This window comes from Candidatus Thermoplasmatota archaeon (assembly GCA_018814355.1).
GTDB lineage: Archaea > Thermoplasmatota > Thermoplasmata > UBA10834 > UBA10834 > COMBO-56-21.
The window spans coordinates 1-20,095 of record JAHIZT010000018.1; the positions used below are offsets into that span (position 1 = coordinate 1).

The window sequence follows — 20,095 nt, forward strand, 5'->3', positions numbered from 1 at the left end:
CGACCTTGTCGTCACATTCTCATTGGATTTCTTGAAATACCCGCCGATGATCGACGACACGGGTTGGGCTAAGCTTTGGCTGAGGGACTTCGGGTTCGACTTCGTAGGGTTCCTCCTGCTCCTCGGACTGTTGATCGCAGCTGGTCGGAGGTTCATATTCAGGCCGAAGATGGTCCGGACGGAACTCCCAGATGCCACGTCAATCCTTCTCCTACTAGCCGTAGTGCTAGGCGGTTTTATCCTCGAAGGGATGGGGATAGCAGGTGAGATCCCAGGACACCAGCACGACAATGCTTACTCGTTCCTTGGCTATGCGTTCTCCCTGGTAATGCCGTCCGACATCGGTCAGTATTACGATCAGGCGTGGCTTCTCCACGGTGTCATGAGCGCTCTGCTGATCGCCTACATACCGTTCAGCAAGCTGTTCCACATGATTGCGACGCCAATCGCGATCGAAGCAGACAAGATGCTTCCGGAGGTGAGGATGGCATGAGGAAGCTCGACATATCCAAGCTCGATGTCCTAGCGCTCATGAGATACGATGCGTGCACACGCTGCGGCGAGTGCACGGCAACGTGCCCGACCGGGGGCGAGGCCCAGGATGTCGAACTCGTCACACCTCGGGGCAAGATCCTCCGACTGAAGGAATTCTACAAGAGTCAATATGGCATGAGGGCGAAGCTCCTGGGTCCGAAGGAGATCCCGGATGAACAACTGAAGGAGCTAGCCTCCAGAGCGTATGAGTGCACCATATGCGGTCAGTGTAAGACCGTGTGCCCGGCGCATCTGGATACCATCGAGATGTGGGAGAATATGCGAGAGTTCCTGGTCGCCAACGGCCTCGCCCCTCTGCCCGCACACGAGCAGATCGTCAAGAGCATCGAGAACTACGACAACCCGTGGATGCAGCCACGGACACAACGTTCGAGATGGTCGAAGCGGATCGAGAAGGAAGTCAAGATCAAGGATGCTACCAAGGAGAAGTGCGAAGTTCTGTTCTTCGTAGGATGTACCGCTGCATATGATCCGAACATACGCGACATGGCGATAGACGCCGCGCGCGTGCTCGCCCGGGCGGGAATTGATTTCGGAACGCTCGGGAACGAGGAGGGATGTTGCGGCTCGACTTTGCTGAGGACCGGGTTGTTGGAGTCCGCGCGCTGTCTCGCAAGGAAGAATATAGAGCAATTCAAGAAGGCATCGCCATCCGTCATCGTCACGAGCTGTGCGGGCTGCTACAAGACCATCAGGCAGGACTACCCTAAGGTCGGCAGGGTGGATGCAAAGGTTGTCCACATAACTCAGTTCGTGAACGAGCTCTTGTTGAGCGGCAGGCTGAAGCTCGACAAGAAAGTGGAAGGAGTCGTGACATTCCACGACCCATGCCATCTGGGCAGGCACAACAAGTTGTACGACGAGCCGAGGAAGCTCCTTGAGGCAATTCCAGGGTTGAAGATGATCGAGATGGAGCGGACGAGGGAAGAGGCAAGGTGCTGTGGTGCCGGAGGGGGGGTCAAGACCGCCTTCCCCGAACTCGCGCAGAAGATTTCATCGCTCAGGATCGAGGACGCAGAGCGGACCGGTGCGGACTTCCTCGCGACCTCATGCCCGTTCTGCTACCAGAGCCTCAAAGCTGCGATCGAGGCAAAGGGCTCGAAGCTGAAGATGGTCGATATCATGGAGCTGGTGACACTCTCATGCACGGACCGAACCTGAAATTCGAAACAACCATTATGTGGCGAGATGCCCTAGCGGGGAAGCGATAGCATGTCTTACGGCACTCCGATACCCCCCATGATACCCCCCGCGCACGTGCCATATCCGTCCGTGACCGAAGCACAGAGAAGAGGGCAGCCGATGGTCATCGGATTGGTCGCTCTCCTGATTCTGATACTCACCCTGATCTTCAGCTTCCCGTACTTGATCTCTGAAGACTGGACGATTGGCGCGCTGATTGCAGCAGTCGGAGTTGGCATTGTCGCGGTCATCCTCTATCTCGGCGGAAGACGGGAACTCGAGTTCCACCGCAAGTACGGTCAGGGCTGGCTGTTCGATAGGAAGAACATGCTGCTGGGTTTCATGGTTCTTATTGCAGGCATCATGATTATCGTCCTGGGAGGGCCGCTCTCTTCGATCGCCATCATCAGCGCCTACATAATGGTGCTCGGGGTCGCGTTCGTCTTCGCCGGCATCTTCTGGATAATCGTCGGGCTCCGCGGCTGAATCAGTGCAGTTGGTCAGCATGCCCCGCAACGCCTGGCAGCGGCCTCGCGCCCTTCTTCGGCTCCCACGCTAACGCCCCCATGAGCAGGAAGGGGATCGTCAGCAGGAAGCAATGCTGCGGGCTGACGCCGAGATACAGCAGGACAATAAGCAAGCCGATGCTGCCCGCCCGGCCGATGTCTAGCAAGTACTCCCGCCCTAGGACGGAATCATTCTTCGCCTCCTCGAACTTGTCTGTCAGGATGGCGAACACGAACATCGGGAAGGCAAAGGCGGCGAACTCCAAGAGCCCAGTCGCGATCGCGAACTGGTTGAGACTGTCGGCTAAGCCTATCAGGAGAGCGCACGGGACTGATGCTAGTGTGCTCATGACGACGAAGGTCCGCCTGTCATGTATCTTGTCCGATATCTTCCCGAGGATGACGGCCATGACCCCCGCTGCCAAGCCGAACATGGAGAACAGAGCTCCTAGGTCGAGTTCGCTCTGCGTGAACATGTAGGCGATGATCGTGATGTCGACCCAGAACACCCCCTCGAACCCTCCCTCTCCCAGGACCGAGACCACGTTCCTCCTCCCGATCACCTCGAGCCGTATCTTCATGACCTGGTCCTTCGGGATATACTTCCTGTAGGCAACGATCACGAGTGCCGTCAGGCCGATGATGACTATCCCGAGGGCGAACAGGACTTGGTAGCTGGCCCACCCGATGACGAGCCCTCCAATGAAGGGTGCGATGAAGGTCGCAAGGGGCCAGACGAAGAAGAAGGCTCCGTAGGTCACGCCCCGATCGTCTCTGTCCGTCAACTGCGCCATGAGTATGTTCGTCGGAGTCCAGAATAACGGGTAGAAGAGCCCGAAGGAGCAACCCACAAGGATGATCAGCAGCCAGCCGTCTCGAACCGTGAGGAAGATCGCGAACTCCGCGACCAGGAACAGAAGGCCCACGAGCATCGCGTTCCTAGGGTCCAGGTGCGGTCTCCAGGACATCCAGAGGCTGACGAAGATCGATATGAAGAACCCGATGCCCAAGTAGATCGGCCCGGTCCAGATGGGCATGTCGAGGTGTTTGAACAGGTATATGAGATTGAACGAGGCGGCGAACGTGTTCCCGAACGCGAGCATCGTCTCAATCAACATCAGGCCCGCGAATGCACGCCTGTCCATGGGAGACCGAATCAGAGAACTTCGCTTAAACCTTGTTGAGCGGGATTTCACTTGTTGGCCTTACGCCAGTCGAACATCGCCGCCTTTCTGTGTCCGCCCGGACCTCCGCGCGTCTCCCTTGCCTTCTGGATGCACTCCTCGCAGTCGCACACGAACGTCGCGAAAAGGAAGTGTGTCGCGGGCTTGCCGCAGATCTCGCACTTCTCGTCCGTCTTCATCTGTTCTCTCCCAAGAGCGGAACGTCATATCTAAGTTTGCGCCTCACGCCGTCCGCCTTCTCGGATATCAGCCGCTTGCCTACCTTGGACTCTGAAAGGGCGGAATAGAACTCAAGGTCCGCGCCGCATTCGCTGCAGATGCCGCCCGATCTCTGCACTCGGCTGTTGCATATCGGGCACGCTCTCAGTCTCTTCAGTCTTTCTGGGGATCTGGGCCTTCCTCCGACCAGACCCCTGGTTGATACTGTAGACGGCCTGTCCGCCGGCCGTTCCATCGCCAAGGCCGATCTCCCGGGCACTTCGAGGGCAGAACCAAGCGAGATGACCGACCTTGGTGCGAGCCAAACGAACGCATTGTCCTCGTTCGCTTTCGCGAACACCAGGAGTCTTTCCCTGAGATCCTTCTCCGTTCCTTGGGTGTCCAGTCCGTAGATACTGCTCAGGATGCGCAGATCGTCCACATCGTCAAACTGCAATATGTCGTTCTCATGGACTACCTCGACATGGTACCGTTTGTAGACGACATAGATGTAGATCAGGGCTATTGAGCCCGTAAGCAATACCACCGGATACCCGTCATATCCGAGTTCAAGCAGGCCGAGAGCGAGAACGATGTCCGCTGCAAGCGCAATGAACGAGAATACAACCCAAGCCTGCTTCGGACCCATCGTATCGGTACTCCGAACCGCTGCGGTCTAGAAAAAGACTGTGTGACTTTGATCTCAGGTCTTCTCTATCTTCATGGAGAAGTCCACGGATTTGACAGAGTGAGTGAGCCAGCCCAACGAGATGATGTCAGCTGCGGAGGCATACTTGTCTATGTTGTCCGGCCTGATCCCGCCGGAGACCTCGATCAGCACGTCCGGCCTCTTTGCCTTGAGCTCCTTGATGAGCTTCTTGGCGTTCTTGGGCTCGAAGTTGTCCAGCATTATGATGTCGGCCCCGTTCGCGAGGGCCGTGTACGCATCCTTTTCGGTCTCGACCTCGATCTCGATCTTCTTCGTGAAGCTCCCGTGCTTGGCCCGCTTCAGCGCCTCTGCAACTCCGCCAGCGATAGCGATGTGGTTGTTCTTGATCAGAACGGCGTCATAGAGCCCCATCCTGTGCGGATCACCGCCTCCGAGCCGGACCGCTCTCTTCTCGAACTCCCTGAACCCGGGAGTGGTCTTCCTGGTCGCGGCCACCCTGACCTTCGGGTTGGACTTCCTGCATTTCTTGACCAGCGCGTCCGTGAGCGTGGCGATGCCGCTCATGCGCATGATCATGTTGAGGGCGAGCCTTTCCCCAGCCAGAAGCGCCTTCGCGGGCCCCTTGACCTCCAGGACGACATCTCCTCTCTTGGCAGGGACCCCGTCCTTCCTGCTCTTGACGACTCTCGCGCCGAGTTCCTCAAATATCTCCGACGCCTCGGCCAACCCGGCCAAGACGCAGTCCTCCTTGCAGATGATTCTTCCTTTGGCCGTCTCGGCGGATGGGATGACCAGATCGGAGGTGATGTCCCCGGACCCGATGTCCTCCCTGAGGAACTCATGTGTCTTCGATTTCATCCATCAAGCTGGAGCGCGTCGGGGGATAACAATCTTTCCCAGAGGATTCAAGCTCTACAGCACGAACTTCTCGCCGTTCTTGGGAAGCAGCACCTCGAACCCCTGGGCTCTCAAATCCCCTGCCAGGATCTCCCTCTCGTCCCCGTGCATGAGGACTATCTTCTCAGGCGAGCACCCCTTCGCGAAAGCGAGGAGTTCATCGTGCCCCGCATGCGCTGAGAAATCGAACTTCCGTACCTCGCAGTCGACCTTCTCGTTGACTCCCTGGAACTCCATGTAGCCGGTCTCGAGCAGCTTGCGGCCGTTGCTCCCTTCTACCTGATACCCTGTCAGAAGGATGGCGCTCCTGGGGTCGTTCCTGACAGCCTCGACATAGCCCAGAACGGGCCCACCGTCGAGCATTCCACTGGTGGTGACAACAACATCCGCCTTGGCCGCCCGGGAGCGCGCGTGCACGTTCCTGACCTCATAGGTCCTGTTGACGGCCTGCCTCAGTTTCTTGGCGGATCGGACATATCCGGGAAAGCCCATGTAGATCTTGTTCACTTTCTTTCCCATGCCGTCCAACCAGAATTCGTATCTGCTGTCCCTGAGCAGGAGCAGAATCTCTTGGGTCCTCCCGACCGCGAATGAGGGTATGATGGCCGTGCCGCCCCGGTTGTTGACCTCCTCGATCTTCTTGAGGAATGCGTACTCGGTCTTGACCCTGCTTGGGTGGTTTCTGCCGGAGTAGGTGGACTCCATGATCAGGTTGTCGCACTTGACCGGTTTGGCTCCAGCAACAAGGCGGGTGTCGAGAGTGTGGATGTCGCCAGTGATGAGCGTCGTCCTCTTGCCGATCAGCTCGTACATGGTGGCGCCCGGAATGTGGCCTGCCGAATGCGCCCTCACCTGCATCTTGCCGGCCTGGCTCGTGTCCCCGAACATGATCTCGTCGAACTTGCGGCGGGCGCTCCTGACATCGTTCGATGTGTAGGCTTCAGGATATCCTTCAGCGGCACCGATCTTGATGCTGTCTTCCATGAGCAGGATGGCGATCTCCCTGGAGACGCTCGTGGAGACCACACTTATGTCGTACCTGGCAGTCAGCCACGGGATCATGCCGCAGTGGTCCAAGTGCGAGTGAGTGAGGAATACGATGTCCACGGGGGGGCATGCTGCAGGGTACAGGGGCGGGTCCGAGGCGGTTATGCCGTAGTCGAACAGCATCTTGGCGCCCGCACACTTGAGAAGGATGCCGAGTCTCCCTACCTCGTCGCCTCCCCCTAGGAACTCACCTTCGATGGTCATATGCGAAAAGGCCAATGGTTCAGACTATTATATCCTTGCGCCCGGAACCGACTCGAGGGTCGAGGCTACTCTCCCACTATCTGGACCGTGATCTCTCTGTTCCTGGGCTTGTTGTCGAACTCCATGAACACCACCTGCTGCCAAGTCCCTAGGAGTAGCCGGCCGTCGACCACAGGCACTGTCAGCGACGGCCCGACGAAGGATGCCCGCACATGTGAGTGCCCGTTCCCGTCTCCCCAGCGCTGGTGGTGTTCGTAGTCCTTGCCCTTCGGGTACAGCCTCTCCATGGCCTCGCGCATGTCAGCGACGAGTCCGGGCTCGTGCTCCACAGTGGTCACGGCGGCCGTCGAGCCAGCGACGAAAATGCATGCGAGGCCGTTCCTTAGATTCGATCCGGAGACGATCTCCTGCACCCTCCCGGTCACGTCGATTATCTCGTCCTTGGCGGATGTCTTGAGCTTGATGGTCCCGTTGGCCGCGGCCATGAAGGGCCTCCTCGTGGGCTAATCGCTATCATTTCTGATAATTCTTCTCTTGCTTCGGATTTTGTGCCAATTGCGGCTTTTCTCGAAGGTACCTACCAACAGGGACATGCCGTAACGGAACAAATGATATATATGCACGTTTCACAATCTTCACAGTCAGATGAGCTCAGATCATTCGTACTTTGGCAGGCCCTTCAAGGCCTACAACACGGACAAGAGGGTCTGGTTGGTCTCGGCATTCCGGGTCGAGCTTATCAAGAACGGGATCGAGAAAGCAGGCAGCATAAACAGGCTTGCTAGGGAGCTCGGGTACCGCTCGAGGATTCACCCCGGATGGAGCATCAGACAGATCCTGGTGGGGGAGCAGCCGTTCCCATATGAGAAGCTAGTGAAACTCTCTGACTACGTCGGCTTCCCGATCGAGGACGTCCTCAGGTACAGGACGGAGTCAGAAAGGGTGACCGTCGGCGGCACGAACGAGGCCCTTAGGAAGTGCGGGCTCTGGTGCTACCACGTCCAGAGGCTTCGGCTGCGGTAGGACTTGAAACCCCTTTGCGAGGACGGCTTCTTCTTATATGTCCAGCAGGCACAGTCCTGCTCGGGACTCCGACATAAACGATATATAGGCTCAAGCCTGTTGTGTCTGCCATGGAACTGGGTGAGCAGCTAGGTCTGGCATTCATAGTCATCGGAATCCTCATGCTCCTAGCGGAACTGTCGTCTCCGGGGGCGTTCATACTCGTCCCGGCGACGGTGCTCATTGTGCTGGGAGCCGTCGGACTCGCAGCGCCAGGCATATTGCTTAGCTGGTGGTCGCCCGTAGTCGCGCTCGTGATCGTCGTCCCGACGACCTATGTCGCGATAAAGATGTATCAGAAGCTCGCTCCGCCTGGACCGCCTGAAACGACGGTGGCTACCACGCTCGTCGGGCAGACGGGCGTCGTCCTCACCGAGGTAGTCCCCAGCACGCTCAAGGGGAAGGTCAGGATAGACCATGACACCTGGAGCGCCACATCCGACAAGGCCATACCCGCGGGCAGGAAGGTCGTTGTGAAGGCGAGCGAGGGAGTTCATGTCACGGTCGAGGAGATACCCTAGGACAGGCGCTCTGGGGCATATGAGATCATAGGAGACAAGTTGAGGAGGGAGTGAAGTGGCAGTAGAAGGATGGATTATCGCGCTGGTCTTTCTCGTGATCATAGCCGGTCTCGCGATTCTGACCAATGGCATCAAGATTGTCAGGCCGTACGAGCAGGCCATCTACATGAGGCTTGGCAAGTATGTTCGAGTGCTCAACCAAGGTTTCAACCTGGTTGCCCCCATGGTCAACTCCGTGGTCACGCTCGACCTGAGGACCCAGGTGCTGGACGTCCCGAGACAAGAGGTCATCACGAAGGACAACTCGCCCACGAACGTTGACGCGATTATCTACATCAAGATCATCGACCCGACCAAAGCTTTCTTCCAGGTCACCAACTACCGCACGGCGACGATATACCTCGCCCAGACCACACTGAGATCGCTCATCGGTGACATGGAGCTGGACGAGGTCCTGTCGAACAGGCAGAAGATCAACCTGCACCTGAGGGACATGCTCGACGAGGCCACGGACAAGTGGGGCGTGAAGGTAGAGGGCGTCGAGATCAGGGAGGTCGACCCCGCAGGAAAGGTCAAGGACGCCATGGAGGAGCAGACCTCGGCCGAGAGGTTGAGGAGAGCAGCCATCCTGAAGGCCGACGGTTCGAAGAGGGCCGCCATCCTGAACGCTGAGGGCGAGAAGAGGGCCCGCATCCTGCAGGCCGAGGGCCTGAGGCAGGCGAAGATATTGGAAGCCGAGGGTGAGAGGCTTGCGATCATTCTGCGCAGCCAGGGTGACGCCCAGAAGTTGAGGATCATGAGCGTCGGTGCACAGCCTCTGGACTCGAAGGCACTGACGGTTCTGTCCCTGGAGACGTTGAAGTCGCTTGGCAACGGCCAGGCCACCAAGATCATATTCCCGTTCGAGCTCACGAAGCTGGTCGAGGGCGTGAGCGAGTACCTGGGCATCGGCAGGCAGACTCCGGCCAGAGAGGTTTCGAAGCCTGAGGAGATCGAGCGCGTGGTCGGCAAGGCAGATGCGATACTCGGCCCGATCCCGACGCCCGAAGAGCTGCACCAGGGACTGAAGAAGCTCGAGAAGGCCATGGAAGACGAGAAGATCGAGGCGGAGGAGATCGCCGAGATCACCAGGAAGGCGACCAAGAAGGCCCAAGCGGAGAGAGAATACCAGGGCTAAACAAACACTTCCTGAAAACCCTTTTCTGTTATTCCATTTCTGTTCTACTTCGACTTGGCAACGAGCCGGTCCGCCACCTCATCTGCCCTCTTCAGGAACTTCTTCTCATCCAAGTTGGCGATCTTCCTGCCTCTCATCACGAACCTCCCATCGACGATGACGTCCCTCACCGCTTGGCTGGGGCCGGCGTAGACGAGGTTCGCCACGACGTTATCAGCTCTCGTGGGCACCATTGAGGGCAGAGAGCAGTCCAGGACCACCACGTCGGCCTTCTTCCCGGGCTCGATGGAACCAAGCTCCTTCTCCGCCCCGATGCACTTCGCGGCGTCGATCGTCGCCATGTCGAGCGCTTTCTGGGCAGGGATTACGCTCGCATCCCATCTGTTGGCCTTGTGCATGAGCGACGCGAACTTCATCTCGAGGAACATGTCGAGGCCGTTGTTCGAGGAGCATCCGTCTGTGCCCAAGGAGACCGGGACGCCCTCATTGAACATCTCGGGGAGCGGGGTCACACCGCCGCTGGCGAGCTTCATGTTGGATGTGGGGCAGTGCGCGACGCCTACCCCCGCCTTTGCCAGATCTCTCACCTCGTTGATGGTCAACCAGACGCAGTGAGCCGCCAAGTCGCATTTCGAGAAGAACCCGATCTCGGCAAGGTGGTCCGCAGGCCGCTTGCCCTTGGTCTTCTGGTACTCGTAGACCTCGAACCTGGTCTCCGACAGATGATAGTGACAGAAAGTGTTCTCCTTGGTCGCGAGCTCCTTTGCCTCCAATAGGGTCTCGTCCGAGCAGACATAGACTCCCTGGGGAGCGACAAGTGGTTTGATCAGAGGCTTGTTCCTGTGAGAGCGGATGAAGTTCTCGCAGTTGTTGATGGGCTTTCCTTTCTGTGTCGTGAACTTCTCGTCCAGCACCGCCCATCCCAGGTATCCTCTGAGACCGACCTCCTCGGTGCTCTTCGCGATGAGATCCTCCGAGTAGTACAGGTCGACGAATGAGGTAGTTCCGGACCATGCCATCTCCAGGCATCCGAGCGTCGCCCCGACCGAGATGTCTTCGGGGGTGCGCTTGGCGTCTATCGCGAAAGTCCTGTCCAGGAACTTCTCGAGTTTGACATCGTCCGCGACGCTCCTCATGAGCGCCATCGACACATGAGTGTGGCAGTTGATGAGCCCGGGCATGACTACGCATCCCGATGCGTCTACGACCTCGTCCGGCCGAGACTTCACATGGCCGACGCCCGTGATCCTGCCGTCCTCGATCAAGACGTCTCCCTTGACCACCTCACGCTTCCAGTTCTGCGTGACGACCAAGCCGCCTTTGATCAGAATGCTCAAGCAGATGCGCCTCCGACGCCCGGAACGGTATTAAGGGACTCCGGCATTAATCCTTTGGCAACCATGGTCAGGATAACCTTTCTAGGCACTGGTGGCGGCAGGTTCGCCACCATCTATCAGGCCAGGGCGACGGGCGGCATCTACTTGGAGGACGGCAGGAACCTGCACATCGACCCAGGCCCGGGCGCGCTTGTGCGCATGCGCTCTGTAGGGATAGATCCTCTCGGGACCGATGCGATCCTCATATCCCACTGCCATCCCGACCATTATCTTGACGCTGAGATATTAATCGAGGCAATGACCGAGGGAGGGACGAGGAAGCAGGGCATTCTCCTGGCGAGCACGAGCGTGATCGAGGGGAACGGAGACTTCGGCCCGGCGATATCGAAATACCATCTGTCTCAGCCCAAGGTCGTAAAGGTCATGCAGCCGTTCAACAAGGTGAGCATGAAGCCATTGGAGATTACAGCGACTCCCTCGGCGCACTCGGACACGAGCAGCGTCGGCTTCAGGATACTGACCACCGGAGGGATGGTCTCTTACATCTCGGACACGCAGCTCACGGAGCAGGTCATCAAGGCGCACAGGAACTGCCGCGTCCTGATCGCTCCCGTCACCCGACCGTTGGGCAAGAGGATCCCGCATCATCTCAGCACCGAGGACGCCGGATACTTGATCGAGAAAATCAAGCCCGAGCTGGCGGTGATAAACCACTTCGGCATGCGCGTAATCCAGGAGAACCCCGAGACGCAGGCCAAGTGGATCGAGGACAGGAGCGGCGTGAAGACCGTCGCCGCAAGGGATTTCATGACGCTAGAGCTGAAGAAGGACTCGATTGTTGTCGCGGACCGCATCAGGGAGACGCCAGATAGATGATCACGGGCATCTCGGAGGATTCATCGAGCCAGACATGATGTCCGGCATCTGGCTTCGTATCTCGATCGTCTTCTCGCAAGCATCACACGCAATGAGCATCCCGCGGAAAATATTGCAATCCTTGTCAGTGCACAACGTCCCATCCCTCGCTGCGGACCTATTGTCTTGTCCCATATTAAATGTTCATCGACTACCTGCACTGGAACCATCGGTTCGACTCGATGATGATTTCATGCGCAAGCGTTATCTAACGATGCAGGTTTAGCATGACACGATGGTCGCAGTGAGGCTTAGCAAGAAGGAGCTCGAGAATATCAAGGATCACGTGGAGAAGCATCCTATGACTCTCGCCCTTGTCCGGACGGAACATGCGCCCATCGAGCTCGATCCGATGCTGAGGTCGATCGGAAAAGCGTGCAATCTGTCGCACCTCAGGACCTATTCCTCCTCGACATCGGATTTCGGAATCGCAGAATTAAATTCGAAGGGGAAGATGTTAATAGTGCTCTTCGTAGGAGGGGGCTGTACAGAGTTGCTCAGCGTTTCGGAGACCGACGAAGCGGCTGTCAATGACCTCGAGGACAACATACACTCTTCGAACTTCCTGTCCGAAATCATACGCATGGGACTGTGATATCCAGGTAGATGCTCTGGATTGGTAGGTACACGTGCGGATGTTGCCAAGAAACCCTAATATAGCTGGGGCGGGTAGATAGCGTTCGGTGTCTCAGGCTGGTAGCTCAACTTTCCTCCTAAGCATATCGATTTCTAACAATCCCCACCACACCGGCCTTCCAGACACCATCTTTCATTTCTACAGAATAGTCTGGGCTTTTTTCTAGACTCGTCCGGTCATCATCTGTTTTATTACCAATGTGAATCATTGCATCATTGGTAGATGGGATGACGATCGAATCAGAGGTTCTTAAGAGCATCAAGCCGACGTCCGCGCAGGACAAGAAAGTCGCTTCCGTGGTCGAAGAGCTGTCGGACAAGGTCGTCGCTGAAGCTCGGAAGATCAATGCGCATGTGGAGACGATGCTCGTCGGTTCTGTCGCGAAGGCCACGCACCTCAAGGACCCTGACATCGACCTGTTCATGCTGTTCCCCGAGAGCACTCCTATGGATCAGCTCAAGGAGGCCGGCCTCGAGATCGGCAGGCGCGTCCTCAAGGGCCGAGAGCACTACGCACAGCATCCTTACGTCCGTGGAATGTACGCCGGCTTCCAGGTGGACCTCGTCCCATGCTTCCGCATACGGGACACCAGGCACAAGATGAGCGCGGTCGACCGCACTCCCTTTCACACTGAGTTCGTCAAGAAGAACCTGAAGAAGGGCATGGCCGACCAGGTCCGGCTGCTGAAGCGGTTCATGAAGGGCATCGAAAGCTATGGTGCCGAGGCGAAGGTACAGGGATTCTCAGGATATCTCTGCGAGCTCCTGATCATGCGCTTCGGGAGCCTCAATGGAGTGCTCAAGGCCGCAAGGGAATGGAAGGTCGGCGAGCACATCGAGCTGCCAGATTTCCCCGGGAAGGAGTTCAAAGAACCGCTCACATTCATCGATCCAGTCGACCTGACGAGGAATGTCGCCTCGGCCGTTGCCGTCGAGACGATGATCAGGTTCGTCCTCGCGAGCAGGGAGTACCTGTCGAACCCGGACAGGAAGTTGTTCTTCCCCAATGAAAGGAAGACCTGGGACGCCGCCAAGATCAAGAATGTCGCGGGGACGAGGCTGAAGAACACCTTGATCGTGTCCTTCGCCAAGCTTCCCTTCATAGACGACGTCGTCTACCCTCAGCTCCGGAAGTCGCTAGGAGCCATCACTGCTTTGCTGGGGCGATCCGATTTCGACATCGAGAAGAGCTCGATCCATGTCGACGAGTTCACTCATCTCGTGATCGAGTTGGCCTCGATCTCTCTGCCAAAGTCAAGGAAGCACAGGGGCCCGCCAGCGAACTCCGACAACGTGAACGAGTTCCTGACGAAGTGGAACACCGCGGGCATATCCGCCCCGTACACCGAGGACGGGAGATGGTACGTCATGACCAACAGACAGTATACGCAGGCGGACGAGCTAGTGAGGGCCAAGATCACAGTGGTACCGTTGGGCAAGGATGTCCAGGGCCTCAAGAGGTTCGATGTTTCCAGCGGCGATGCGCTGCTCTCGAAGAGGAACCTTGCCGCGCTGACCCGTCACCTCGATGACAGGATGCCATGGCAGAGATGATCTCTGGAATGTAGGCCTAGGCAACCACTGGGATGGCTCTGTCCGGGCGGAACATTATGTTGTTGCCCGCGTTGTCGGTCGCGCTGATGTAGAACATGAGCCCTGAGCTGGTATCGAGCGTGGAGCTAGTGATCGAGTACGCATATCTTTGGTTGGGGACTAACGCCATCTCGACGAACGCGCTGCTCTGGGACCCTATGGCTATCTTCACAGAGGAGAGATCACCGTTGTCCGACACTTTGGCGGTTATGTTGATTGTGTAGTTTCCGGCCTTGAGTATCATGTTATTGGCGTTGTCGCTCGCGTTTATCGCCACCCAGCTGTAGACACCCTGCGTCTTGTCGAGCTTGTACTCGATGCCCCGGACGGTCGTGCCGTTGTCGACCCAGACGATGGCCTTGTCGACAGTCGGGTCGGCATGGTCCGAGAACGGCATGTTCAGCAGGAGCACCCAGACGGCCAAGAACGTGAAGAAGAACGATCCGATGTTCCCCAACCAGTTCTTCTTAGCAAAGCCGGAAGTGTCGACCTTCGCGATCACGAAGAACCACTTGAGGGTGAATATCCCAACGAGGGCTGCGAGGAAAGCTAGGCCGACGAATGCTCCGTTCAGCGATATCACGCCGGCTATTACTCCGAACGTTGTCGCGTAGACTATGGTGAGAACGGCGGTCCTGGTGTCCGTCAGCTCTTTCTTGAGGAACTCATTCTCCTTGAACTCAGGAGGCCTGAACTCGTAGTCCTCCTGCTCTTCCTTGTCCTTTCTCCGTTTCTTGGCCATTCCGTCCCTCGAAGAGCTAGGGCTATTTAATAGCTTTTGGTCTTTGGAAATGCAGTCATCAGATGTCTGGCTTCGCCTTTGGTCAGCGTGTTCGTCGTGATCGTGATATGGTATCAACCACCACTTTCGGTTACCTCTAATCAATACGCTTATATTCTGTCCGTAAGGTCTAGAGAGCACAGGTGTTGATTGCAAATGTCGTCCGAGGAGGATATCGAGAAGCTCCCGGGAGTCGGGCCAGCCATAATGGAGAAGCTCAGAGAGGCCGGCTACAATGATCTGATGATGATCGCTGTCGATTCGCCCAGAAACCTGGCGGAGCTCACCGAGATAGGAGAGGCCACCGCCGCGAAGATCATAGCGGCAGCCAAGAAGGCCGCAGACGTCGGTGGGTTCGAGACTGGAGATGTCATCCTGGAGCGCAGGAAGACAGTCGCGAAGCTCAGCTCCAACTCGAAGGCCCTGGACGAGCTCATGGGCGGCGGGTTCGAGACCCGTGCCATCACGGAGTTCTTCGGAGAGTTCGGCTCGGGCAAGACCCAGCTCTGCCATCAGATGGCCGTGAACACGACCAAGCCAGTCAGCGAGGGCGGGCTCGACGGACACACGATCATGATCGACACGGAGCAGACCTTCAGGCCGGAGAGGATCACGCAGATGTCAGAGGCCTCGGACCTAGACCCGGACGATGTGCTCAAGAAGATACATGTAGCGCGCGCCTTCAACAGCCACCATCAGACTCTGCTCGTGGACAAGGCGTTCGAGACGGCCAAGGAGTTCCCCGTGCGGCTTATAATCGTCGACTCGCTCACAGCGCATTTCAGAGCCGAGTACATTGGAAGAGGAGCTCTGGCAGAGAGGCAGCAGATGCTGAACAAGCACATGCACGACCTCCTGAGGTTCGGCGATGTCCACAATGCGGTCATAGCCGTCACCAACCAGGTATCTGCCAAGCCGGACGCCTTCTTCGGGGACCCGACGAGGCCGATCGGAGGCCACATCGTCGGCCACACGGCTACATTCAGGATATACCTGAGAAAGAGCAAGGGTGGGAAGAGGATCGCCAGGCTCATTGACTCCCCCAACCTCCCGGAGGCGGAGGCTGTGTTCATGGTGTCCGAGGCCGGCATAAGCGACTGAAAGGAACATTAAAGCGTCTCCGCGCTTGTCTGATGCCCGTGAAGCTTCTGCTAGAGCTCTCGTTGGAGTGCGAATCGCTTGCGAGAGCCGAGGCGTTGTCCGCTGCGGTCGCCCTCGGTGGAAAGCCGAGGATCGTCGGGGAGGACGATGGCATCCTGATTCTCGAGACCGCCGCTGACCCGTCCAGCCTGGCATCCAGGCTCGGACTCTGCCACTACGTGAGCGAACTGCTGGCCTCCTGCGACAGGAGCGAGATCGATTCTTGCGTTCGCGACATCGACGTGCCCGGGCCTATCCGAGTAAGGTCGACCAAGGTCGGTGAGATGTCGGTCGATCTTGCAGGCACGAGCAGGCGCGTCGGGGCCGTCCTGGGAGAGTCCAAGGGTGTGGACCTGCACCACCCTGCTAGCGACATAAGGATCGTATTCTCGAAGAAGGCCCACATCGGGAGGATGATCGGGGCCATCGACAGGCCATCGTTCGAGAAGCGGAAGAACCGCTACATGCCGTACTTCTATCCCGCGTCCCTGCATCCAAAGTACGCCAGGGCACTGGTCAATCTGACCCAGGTGCCTTCCGGTGGTCGACTTCTCGACCCGTTCTGTGGGACGGGTGCGATTGTTGCGGAGGCGTCGCTGATCGGTCTCCATGCGATAGGGACGGATCTGTCCGATAAGATGGTCGAGGGCTCCAGGAAGAATCTAAAGCATGTCGGAGTCGATGCTGAACTGCGGGTCTGCGACGTGAGCGACATCCCTGGGACTTTGGGCCGTGTCCGTGGGATAGCCACGGACCCTCCTTACGGGAAATCCACCAGCACCAACGGAGAGGGCATTCCTGCTTTGTACGCGAGGTCGTTCAAGGCGTTCTCAGAAGTGCTCGACAAAGGCTCAAGGGCTGCAGTGGTCGTTCCTGACAAGAAGCTGCTTGAGGGGGCCGATGGATTCGAACTGGTCGAGAGCCACGGGTTATGGGTGCATCGTTCGCTCACCAGGCATTTCTGTGTGCTCTCAAGAGCCTAGACAACGTCGATCGTGATATGAATCGTGGTCAAGAGAGATCCCTGACTAGACACATCTATGCCCAATGCCTTTTCTCCAATAGGACAGAACTCGGACACGATAATCCAGACACCTACAAGCCAAGTGCTTTGCGGAGCTAGAGTGATGCTGACCGGATCGGTGTTGTTCAATCCACCCGAGAACAAGAGGACGTCGACGAACTGTGGCAGGTTTGGGAACGGTGCGATGGTAAGGTTGAGGTCTGAGGTTCCGGTGTTGTTGAACAGGATGTTCGCGTATGTCGAGTTGCCCGGCGTCACTGTGCTACTGGAAGGGTTCACGAAGAAGGTGAATGTTGGGCTGCTCACTGTTAGGTTGAACACGATCTCGCGGGTGACGGAGCTGTTCATCGAGGCACCTTTCACTGTGACATTGTACGTTTGGGCGAACTCGGCCGATGTCGGTGCAGCGATCCTCAAGTCGATGTCTGCGGTCTCGCTTGAGTTGAGCCACAATATGTATGGATCGGAATAGTAGCCGTCGCTCTGATTGTGCAGCTTGAAGAGCGCCTCCCACTCGGTTGGAGACGACTCCCTCATGAGGTGTATTTCGTTGTAAGTGTTACCGGTATTGTCTATCCGCAGCGAGAACTGGCTCCAGCCGCCAGCTGCGATCGAAGCGTTCGTGTCCTGCTCCGTCACAATCTCGAACGAGTGGTCCGCACTGATGGCGATCATCGGGATTGGAACGAAGGCTACCACCAGGATCAGGAATGCGAGAACGCCGATCGCCTTTCGCTTCATGTCGAGCGGGGTGATGTCGTTCAGGGGCGGAGGATGCCTCGCACCGAGGAACAGGATGAGGATCGCGAACAACAGCCAGCCCGTGTAGAAGTAGCCTATGGCCACCAGGATCGCGACGGTCACCCAGCTCAGGTACTTCGCCCTCGCGCCCAGGAGCGCCCTGGCGACATGCCCTCCATCCAGCTGGCCGACTGGGAGCAGGTTCAGGGCGGTGACCAGGAACCCAACCCACGCCGCGAACGCTGTCGGATGCATGAGGTAATCGCCGCTGATCGGCACCAGCTGCTCGAGCCACATGTACAGGAGCGGGAACGATATTCCCATCACGCCCTCTGACCCCACGTTTAGCGGGACGACCCTCGCCTCTGAGTTGGTGAGCATCAGCCCGATTATCCCGAAGGGTATTGCGACCAGCAGGCCGGCGATCGGACCTGCGACTCCGATCTCCATGAGCGATTTCTTGTTGGGGATGGGGTCCCGGAGTGCTATGAACGCTCCGAACGTGCCCAGCGGAGGTATGGATGGTATGAAGAACGGCATAGACGCCGCCACTTTCCTCCTCCTCGCCATGAAGAAGTGCCCCAGCTCGTGGATTCCCAGGATTGCCATCAGGGGAAGGGTGAATGTCAGCATGCCCATGAGGACGGTGTTGAGCGTGAGATCCTCGTCGGCATACCCGGCCCAGGTAAGAGCCCCCGCGAGCACCATCGTCAGGAAAGTGGCGACCAAGAGCCCGATGTTGACGTACGAACTCCTGTACTTCTTGGTCGGCTTCTTGGCGACAGTGATTATGTGCTCTCCCTTGTCGTATGTGATCATGGGGATGTAGCCGTTCTTGCCCATCTCCTCGCGCAGGTCCTCGAAGTTCTGTTCGAGCAGTGTCGGTTCGACTCTGCAGAAGAACTCGACGACGTCGTAGGTGACGCGGACGTCATAGACGGGGAAGTGTCTAGCCACGAGGCCCTTGATGAATTCTATCTCCTTGGATGCCTCTGGCGGAATAGGTGGAGCCATTGCGTTCTTGACCAATCAGGCCCCGCTACATAACTCTTTGGGCGGGCTCCACATCCAGCAAAGACACTTATATTTGGCTATGCGCTGACAACCGACAATGAACGAGCGCACCGGTGCGCCGACCCTCATGGGCTACCTCATGATGCTCAGGCTCGGGAACTGCGTCATGGGCGCTCTAGGATGCCTGCTCGCCGCGATCGTATGCGGCGGTCTTGACGCCCTTGATTCATACCCGTTCGAGATAATCTTCTCGATGGTGACGGTCTTCTCGTTCACAGCTGCGGGCAACTCTCTCAACGACTACTTCGACAGAGATACGGACAAGGTTGCGCACCCCGAGAGGCCGCTTCCGTCCGGCATGATCAAACCGGCCGGGGCCCTGACAGTCTCGGTCATGTTGTTCGCTCTTTCGGTTGAATGCAGTTACTTTGTGAGCGCATGGTCTCTCATCGTTGTGCTAGCGTCGATTGCCGTCATGGTGGGGTACGAGCTCCTGCTCAAGGCGGAGGGGTTCGCTGGGAATCTGGCCATCGGCTGGCTCACAGGCGCGCTGTTCCTTTTCGGTGGCGCTGCTGTTGAAAAGATGGAGCTCGCATGGATCCTTGCGGCCCTTGCCTTCCTCGCGACTCTCGGCCGGGAGGTCGTCAAGGACATCCAGGACATCGAAGGAGACAAAGGTTCGCGAAGGACCCTCCCCATGAGGATAGGCACTAGGCGGGCTGGAGTGGTGGGATCCGCTGCATTCGTTGGGGCCGTCGCCCTCAGTCCTGTGCCCTACCTGCAGGGACTCCTGTCGATATGGTATGTTCCTGTCGTCGGTGCCGCTGATGCAATCTTTATATATTGTGCCTTGATTCACTTCCGAAGCCCTGGACAAGGGCAGAAGGTGGCAAAGCTGGCAATGCTCGTCGCCCTGTTGGCTTTCTTACTCGGAGGGGTCTCTTGAAGGTCCGAGACTACATCGACAAGACGCTGAAGAAACATAAGATGCACATGACGCTCATAGACCCCGCGAAGCAGCCTCCGAGCAAGTCCGGAGAGATCGCTGCGAAAGCCTGCAGGGCGGGCACGGACGCGATAATGGTCGGAGGCTCGACGGGCGTCACTCAGGAAAACCTGGACATGACAGTTGACGAGATCAAGCGGAACTGCAAGCTGCCCGTGATATACTTTCCATCGGACGCGCATGCTATTGCGCGCAGGTGCGACGCGATATACTTCATGAGCATGCTCAACTCGAAGAACGTCAGGAACATCACAAGGGAGCATGTCAAGGGCGCGCCCATAATCAAGAAGCTCGGGATAGAACCCATCTCCATGGGCTATGTCATCGTAGAGCCCGGCATGAAGGTCGGAGAGATCGGCGAGGCGGAGCTCGTCAGGAGGGACGACATCGGCTCGATCGTCGGGTACGCCATCACGACGGAGTTCTTCGGTATGGACCTTCTTTACCTCGAGGCTGGGTCGGGGGCGCCCGAGCCTGTGCCCTTGGCCATGGTCAGAGCTGCTCGGGAGAGCGTCGATTTGCCCATAGTGCTCGGTGGCGGGATTGTCACGCCAGAGCAGGCCGAGAAACTGGCGGCGGCCGGAGCCGACATCATCGTCACGGGGACGCTTGTTGAGAACGGCGATTTCGAGGGCAGATTGAAGAAGATCGTCGACATGGTCCACCGGGCCTAGGGACTCGGGCGACTTGGACGTCGGAAGGTTT

Annotated in this window: 22 protein-coding genes; 13 read left to right on the plus strand and 9 right to left on the minus strand. The window is 57.7% G+C overall.

What is annotated here, in order from left to right:
• The 3 genes from KJ653_00655 to KJ653_00665 form a co-directional block, all read left to right on the plus strand.
• Window positions 1-493: respiratory nitrate reductase subunit gamma (locus KJ653_00655; GenBank protein MBU0684350.1), on the plus strand; the 493-nt coding region annotated here is incomplete at its 5' end.
• Window positions 490-1,716, plus strand: coding sequence for a (Fe-S)-binding protein (locus KJ653_00660; protein MBU0684351.1), 1,227 nt, complete (start codon window positions 490-492; stop codon window positions 1,714-1,716). The genes KJ653_00655 and KJ653_00660, both read left to right, overlap by 4 nt.
• Window positions 1,717-1,767: 51 nt before the next feature.
• The gene (locus tag KJ653_00665; protein MBU0684352.1) at window positions 1,768-2,223 is read left to right on the plus strand and encodes a hypothetical protein; all 456 of its coding nucleotides are present in this window, start codon (window positions 1,768-1,770) and stop codon (window positions 2,221-2,223) included.
• 1 nt (window position 2,224) lies between these two features.
• Here KJ653_00665 and KJ653_00670 read toward each other — a convergent pair whose 3' ends face one another.
• From KJ653_00670 to KJ653_00695, 6 genes are all read right to left on the minus strand, one after another.
• Entirely contained in the window at window positions 2,225-3,388 is a 1,164-nt protein-coding gene (locus KJ653_00670) for an MFS transporter (GenBank protein ID MBU0684353.1), read from the minus strand.
• A gap of 47 nt (window positions 3,389-3,435) precedes the next feature.
• Window positions 3,436-3,606, minus strand: coding sequence for a hypothetical protein (locus tag KJ653_00675; protein MBU0684354.1), 171 nt, complete (start codon window positions 3,604-3,606; stop codon window positions 3,436-3,438).
• Window positions 3,603-4,274, minus strand: a complete 672-nt coding sequence (locus tag KJ653_00680; protein ID MBU0684355.1) for a hypothetical protein — start codon at window positions 4,272-4,274, stop codon at window positions 3,603-3,605. The genes KJ653_00675 and KJ653_00680 overlap by 4 nt, the downstream gene beginning before the upstream one ends.
• 54 nt (window positions 4,275-4,328) lie before the next feature.
• Window positions 4,329-5,153: a carboxylating nicotinate-nucleotide diphosphorylase gene (nadC, locus tag KJ653_00685; GenBank protein MBU0684356.1), complete on the minus strand. Its 825-nt coding sequence runs from the start codon at window positions 5,151-5,153 to the stop codon at window positions 4,329-4,331.
• Window positions 5,154-5,207: 54 nt separating this feature from the next.
• A complete protein-coding gene (locus KJ653_00690; GenBank protein MBU0684357.1) occupies window positions 5,208-6,443 on the minus strand; it encodes an MBL fold metallo-hydrolase in 1,236 nt (411 codons plus the stop codon).
• A 65-nt stretch (window positions 6,444-6,508) separates the two neighbouring features.
• Window positions 6,509-6,928: a secondary thiamine-phosphate synthase enzyme YjbQ gene (locus KJ653_00695; protein ID MBU0684358.1), complete on the minus strand. Its 420-nt coding sequence runs from the start codon at window positions 6,926-6,928 to the stop codon at window positions 6,509-6,511.
• A gap of 160 nt (window positions 6,929-7,088) precedes the next feature.
• On the opposite strand from KJ653_00695, the gene KJ653_00700 reads away from it, so the two are divergent.
• The 3 genes from KJ653_00700 (at window position 7,089) to KJ653_00710 (ending at window position 9,203) form a co-directional block, all read left to right on the plus strand.
• Window positions 7,089-7,466: a hypothetical protein gene (locus KJ653_00700; GenBank protein ID MBU0684359.1), complete on the plus strand. Its 378-nt coding sequence runs from the start codon at window positions 7,089-7,091 to the stop codon at window positions 7,464-7,466.
• A 110-nt stretch (window positions 7,467-7,576) separates the two neighbouring features.
• Window positions 7,577-8,026, plus strand: a complete 450-nt coding sequence (locus KJ653_00705; GenBank protein ID MBU0684360.1) for an NfeD family protein — start codon at window positions 7,577-7,579, stop codon at window positions 8,024-8,026.
• Between the two features lie 82 nt (window positions 8,027-8,108).
• Window positions 8,109-9,203: an SPFH/Band 7/PHB domain protein gene (locus KJ653_00710; protein ID MBU0684361.1), complete on the plus strand. Its 1,095-nt coding sequence runs from the start codon at window positions 8,109-8,111 to the stop codon at window positions 9,201-9,203.
• Between the two features lie 44 nt (window positions 9,204-9,247).
• On the opposite strand, the gene KJ653_00715 is transcribed toward KJ653_00710, so the two are convergent.
• Window positions 9,248-10,540 carry an amidohydrolase family protein gene (locus KJ653_00715; protein ID MBU0684362.1) on the minus strand — a complete coding sequence of 431 codons (1,293 nt, stop codon included), beginning with the start codon at window positions 10,538-10,540 and terminating at the stop codon, window positions 9,248-9,250.
• A 63-nt stretch (window positions 10,541-10,603) separates the two neighbouring features.
• Between KJ653_00715 and KJ653_00720 the strand changes: the two genes are divergently transcribed.
• From KJ653_00720 to cca, 3 genes are all read left to right on the plus strand, one after another.
• Entirely contained in the window at window positions 10,604-11,416 is an 813-nt protein-coding gene (locus KJ653_00720) for an MBL fold metallo-hydrolase (GenBank protein MBU0684363.1), read from the plus strand.
• A 274-nt stretch (window positions 11,417-11,690) separates the two neighbouring features.
• Window positions 11,691-12,050, plus strand: coding sequence for a hypothetical protein (locus KJ653_00725; GenBank protein MBU0684364.1), 360 nt, complete (start codon window positions 11,691-11,693; stop codon window positions 12,048-12,050).
• A 269-nt stretch (window positions 12,051-12,319) separates the two neighbouring features.
• Window positions 12,320-13,645 carry a CCA tRNA nucleotidyltransferase gene (cca, locus tag KJ653_00730; GenBank protein ID MBU0684365.1) on the plus strand — a complete coding sequence of 442 codons (1,326 nt, stop codon included), beginning with the start codon at window positions 12,320-12,322 and terminating at the stop codon, window positions 13,643-13,645.
• A 16-nt stretch (window positions 13,646-13,661) separates the two neighbouring features.
• Here cca and KJ653_00735 read toward each other — a convergent pair whose 3' ends face one another.
• The gene (locus tag KJ653_00735) at window positions 13,662-14,426 is read right to left on the minus strand and encodes a Rab5-interacting family protein (GenBank protein ID MBU0684366.1); all 765 of its coding nucleotides are present in this window, start codon (window positions 14,424-14,426) and stop codon (window positions 13,662-13,664) included.
• A gap of 195 nt (window positions 14,427-14,621) precedes the next feature.
• Here KJ653_00735 and radA point away from each other — a divergent pair, with 195 nt between their 5' ends.
• Both radA and KJ653_00745 read left to right on the plus strand, forming a co-directional pair.
• Window positions 14,622-15,566 (plus strand): DNA repair and recombination protein RadA, encoded by a 945-nt coding sequence (gene radA / locus KJ653_00740; protein MBU0684367.1) that lies wholly within the window; start codon window positions 14,622-14,624, stop codon window positions 15,564-15,566.
• Window positions 15,567-15,604: 38 nt separating this feature from the next.
• Complete coding sequence (locus tag KJ653_00745) at window positions 15,605-16,588, plus strand: hypothetical protein (GenBank protein MBU0684368.1); 984 nt, start codon at window positions 15,605-15,607, stop codon at window positions 16,586-16,588.
• Here the strand turns inward: KJ653_00745 and KJ653_00750 are convergent.
• The gene (locus tag KJ653_00750; protein ID MBU0684369.1) at window positions 16,585-18,384 is read right to left on the minus strand and encodes a site-2 protease family protein; all 1,800 of its coding nucleotides are present in this window, start codon (window positions 18,382-18,384) and stop codon (window positions 16,585-16,587) included. The two genes, KJ653_00745 and KJ653_00750, sit on opposite strands and share 4 nt — an antisense overlap.
• Window positions 18,385-18,481: 97 nt before the next feature.
• On the opposite strand from KJ653_00750, the gene KJ653_00755 reads away from it, so the two are divergent.
• Entirely contained in the window at window positions 18,482-19,330 is an 849-nt protein-coding gene (locus KJ653_00755; protein MBU0684370.1) for a UbiA family prenyltransferase, read from the plus strand.
• On the plus strand, window positions 19,327-20,064 hold the full coding sequence (locus KJ653_00760) for a geranylgeranylglyceryl/heptaprenylglyceryl phosphate synthase (GenBank protein ID MBU0684371.1): 738 nt from the start codon (window positions 19,327-19,329) through the stop codon (window positions 20,062-20,064). Before KJ653_00755 ends, KJ653_00760 begins: the two co-directional genes overlap by 4 nt.
• The last annotated feature ends 31 nt before the right edge of the window (window positions 20,065-20,095 follow it).

Coding starts and splice junctions, on each gene's coding strand:
- KJ653_00660 (MBU0684351.1), top strand. CDS start 490: ATGAGGAAGCTCGACATATCCAAGCTCGATGTCCTAGCGCTCATGAGA.
- KJ653_00665 (MBU0684352.1), top strand. CDS start 1,768: ATGTCTTACGGCACTCCGATACCCCCCATGATACCCCCCGCGCACGTG.
- KJ653_00670 (MBU0684353.1), bottom strand. CDS start 3,388: ATGGACAGGCGTGCATTCGCGGGCCTGATGTTGATTGAGACGATGCTC.
- KJ653_00675 (MBU0684354.1), bottom strand. CDS start 3,606: ATGAAGACGGACGAGAAGTGCGAGATCTGCGGCAAGCCCGCGACACAC.
- KJ653_00680 (MBU0684355.1), bottom strand. CDS start 4,274: ATGGGTCCGAAGCAGGCTTGGGTTGTATTCTCGTTCATTGCGCTTGCA.
- nadC (MBU0684356.1), bottom strand. CDS start 5,153: ATGAAATCGAAGACACATGAGTTCCTCAGGGAGGACATCGGGTCCGGG.
- KJ653_00690 (MBU0684357.1), bottom strand. CDS start 6,443: ATGACCATCGAAGGTGAGTTCCTAGGGGGAGGCGACGAGGTAGGGAGA.
- KJ653_00695 (MBU0684358.1), bottom strand. CDS start 6,928: ATGGCCGCGGCCAACGGGACCATCAAGCTCAAGACATCCGCCAAGGAC.
- KJ653_00700 (MBU0684359.1), top strand. CDS start 7,089: ATGAGCTCAGATCATTCGTACTTTGGCAGGCCCTTCAAGGCCTACAAC.
- KJ653_00705 (MBU0684360.1), top strand. CDS start 7,577: ATGGAACTGGGTGAGCAGCTAGGTCTGGCATTCATAGTCATCGGAATC.
- KJ653_00720 (MBU0684363.1), top strand. CDS start 10,604: ATGGTCAGGATAACCTTTCTAGGCACTGGTGGCGGCAGGTTCGCCACC.
- KJ653_00725 (MBU0684364.1), top strand. CDS start 11,691: ATGGTCGCAGTGAGGCTTAGCAAGAAGGAGCTCGAGAATATCAAGGAT.
- cca (MBU0684365.1), top strand. CDS start 12,320: ATGACGATCGAATCAGAGGTTCTTAAGAGCATCAAGCCGACGTCCGCG.
- KJ653_00735 (MBU0684366.1), bottom strand. CDS start 14,426: ATGGCCAAGAAACGGAGAAAGGACAAGGAAGAGCAGGAGGACTACGAG.
- radA (MBU0684367.1), top strand. CDS start 14,622: ATGTCGTCCGAGGAGGATATCGAGAAGCTCCCGGGAGTCGGGCCAGCC.
- KJ653_00750 (MBU0684369.1), bottom strand. CDS start 18,384: ATGGCTCCACCTATTCCGCCAGAGGCATCCAAGGAGATAGAATTCATC.
- KJ653_00755 (MBU0684370.1), top strand. CDS start 18,482: ATGAACGAGCGCACCGGTGCGCCGACCCTCATGGGCTACCTCATGATG.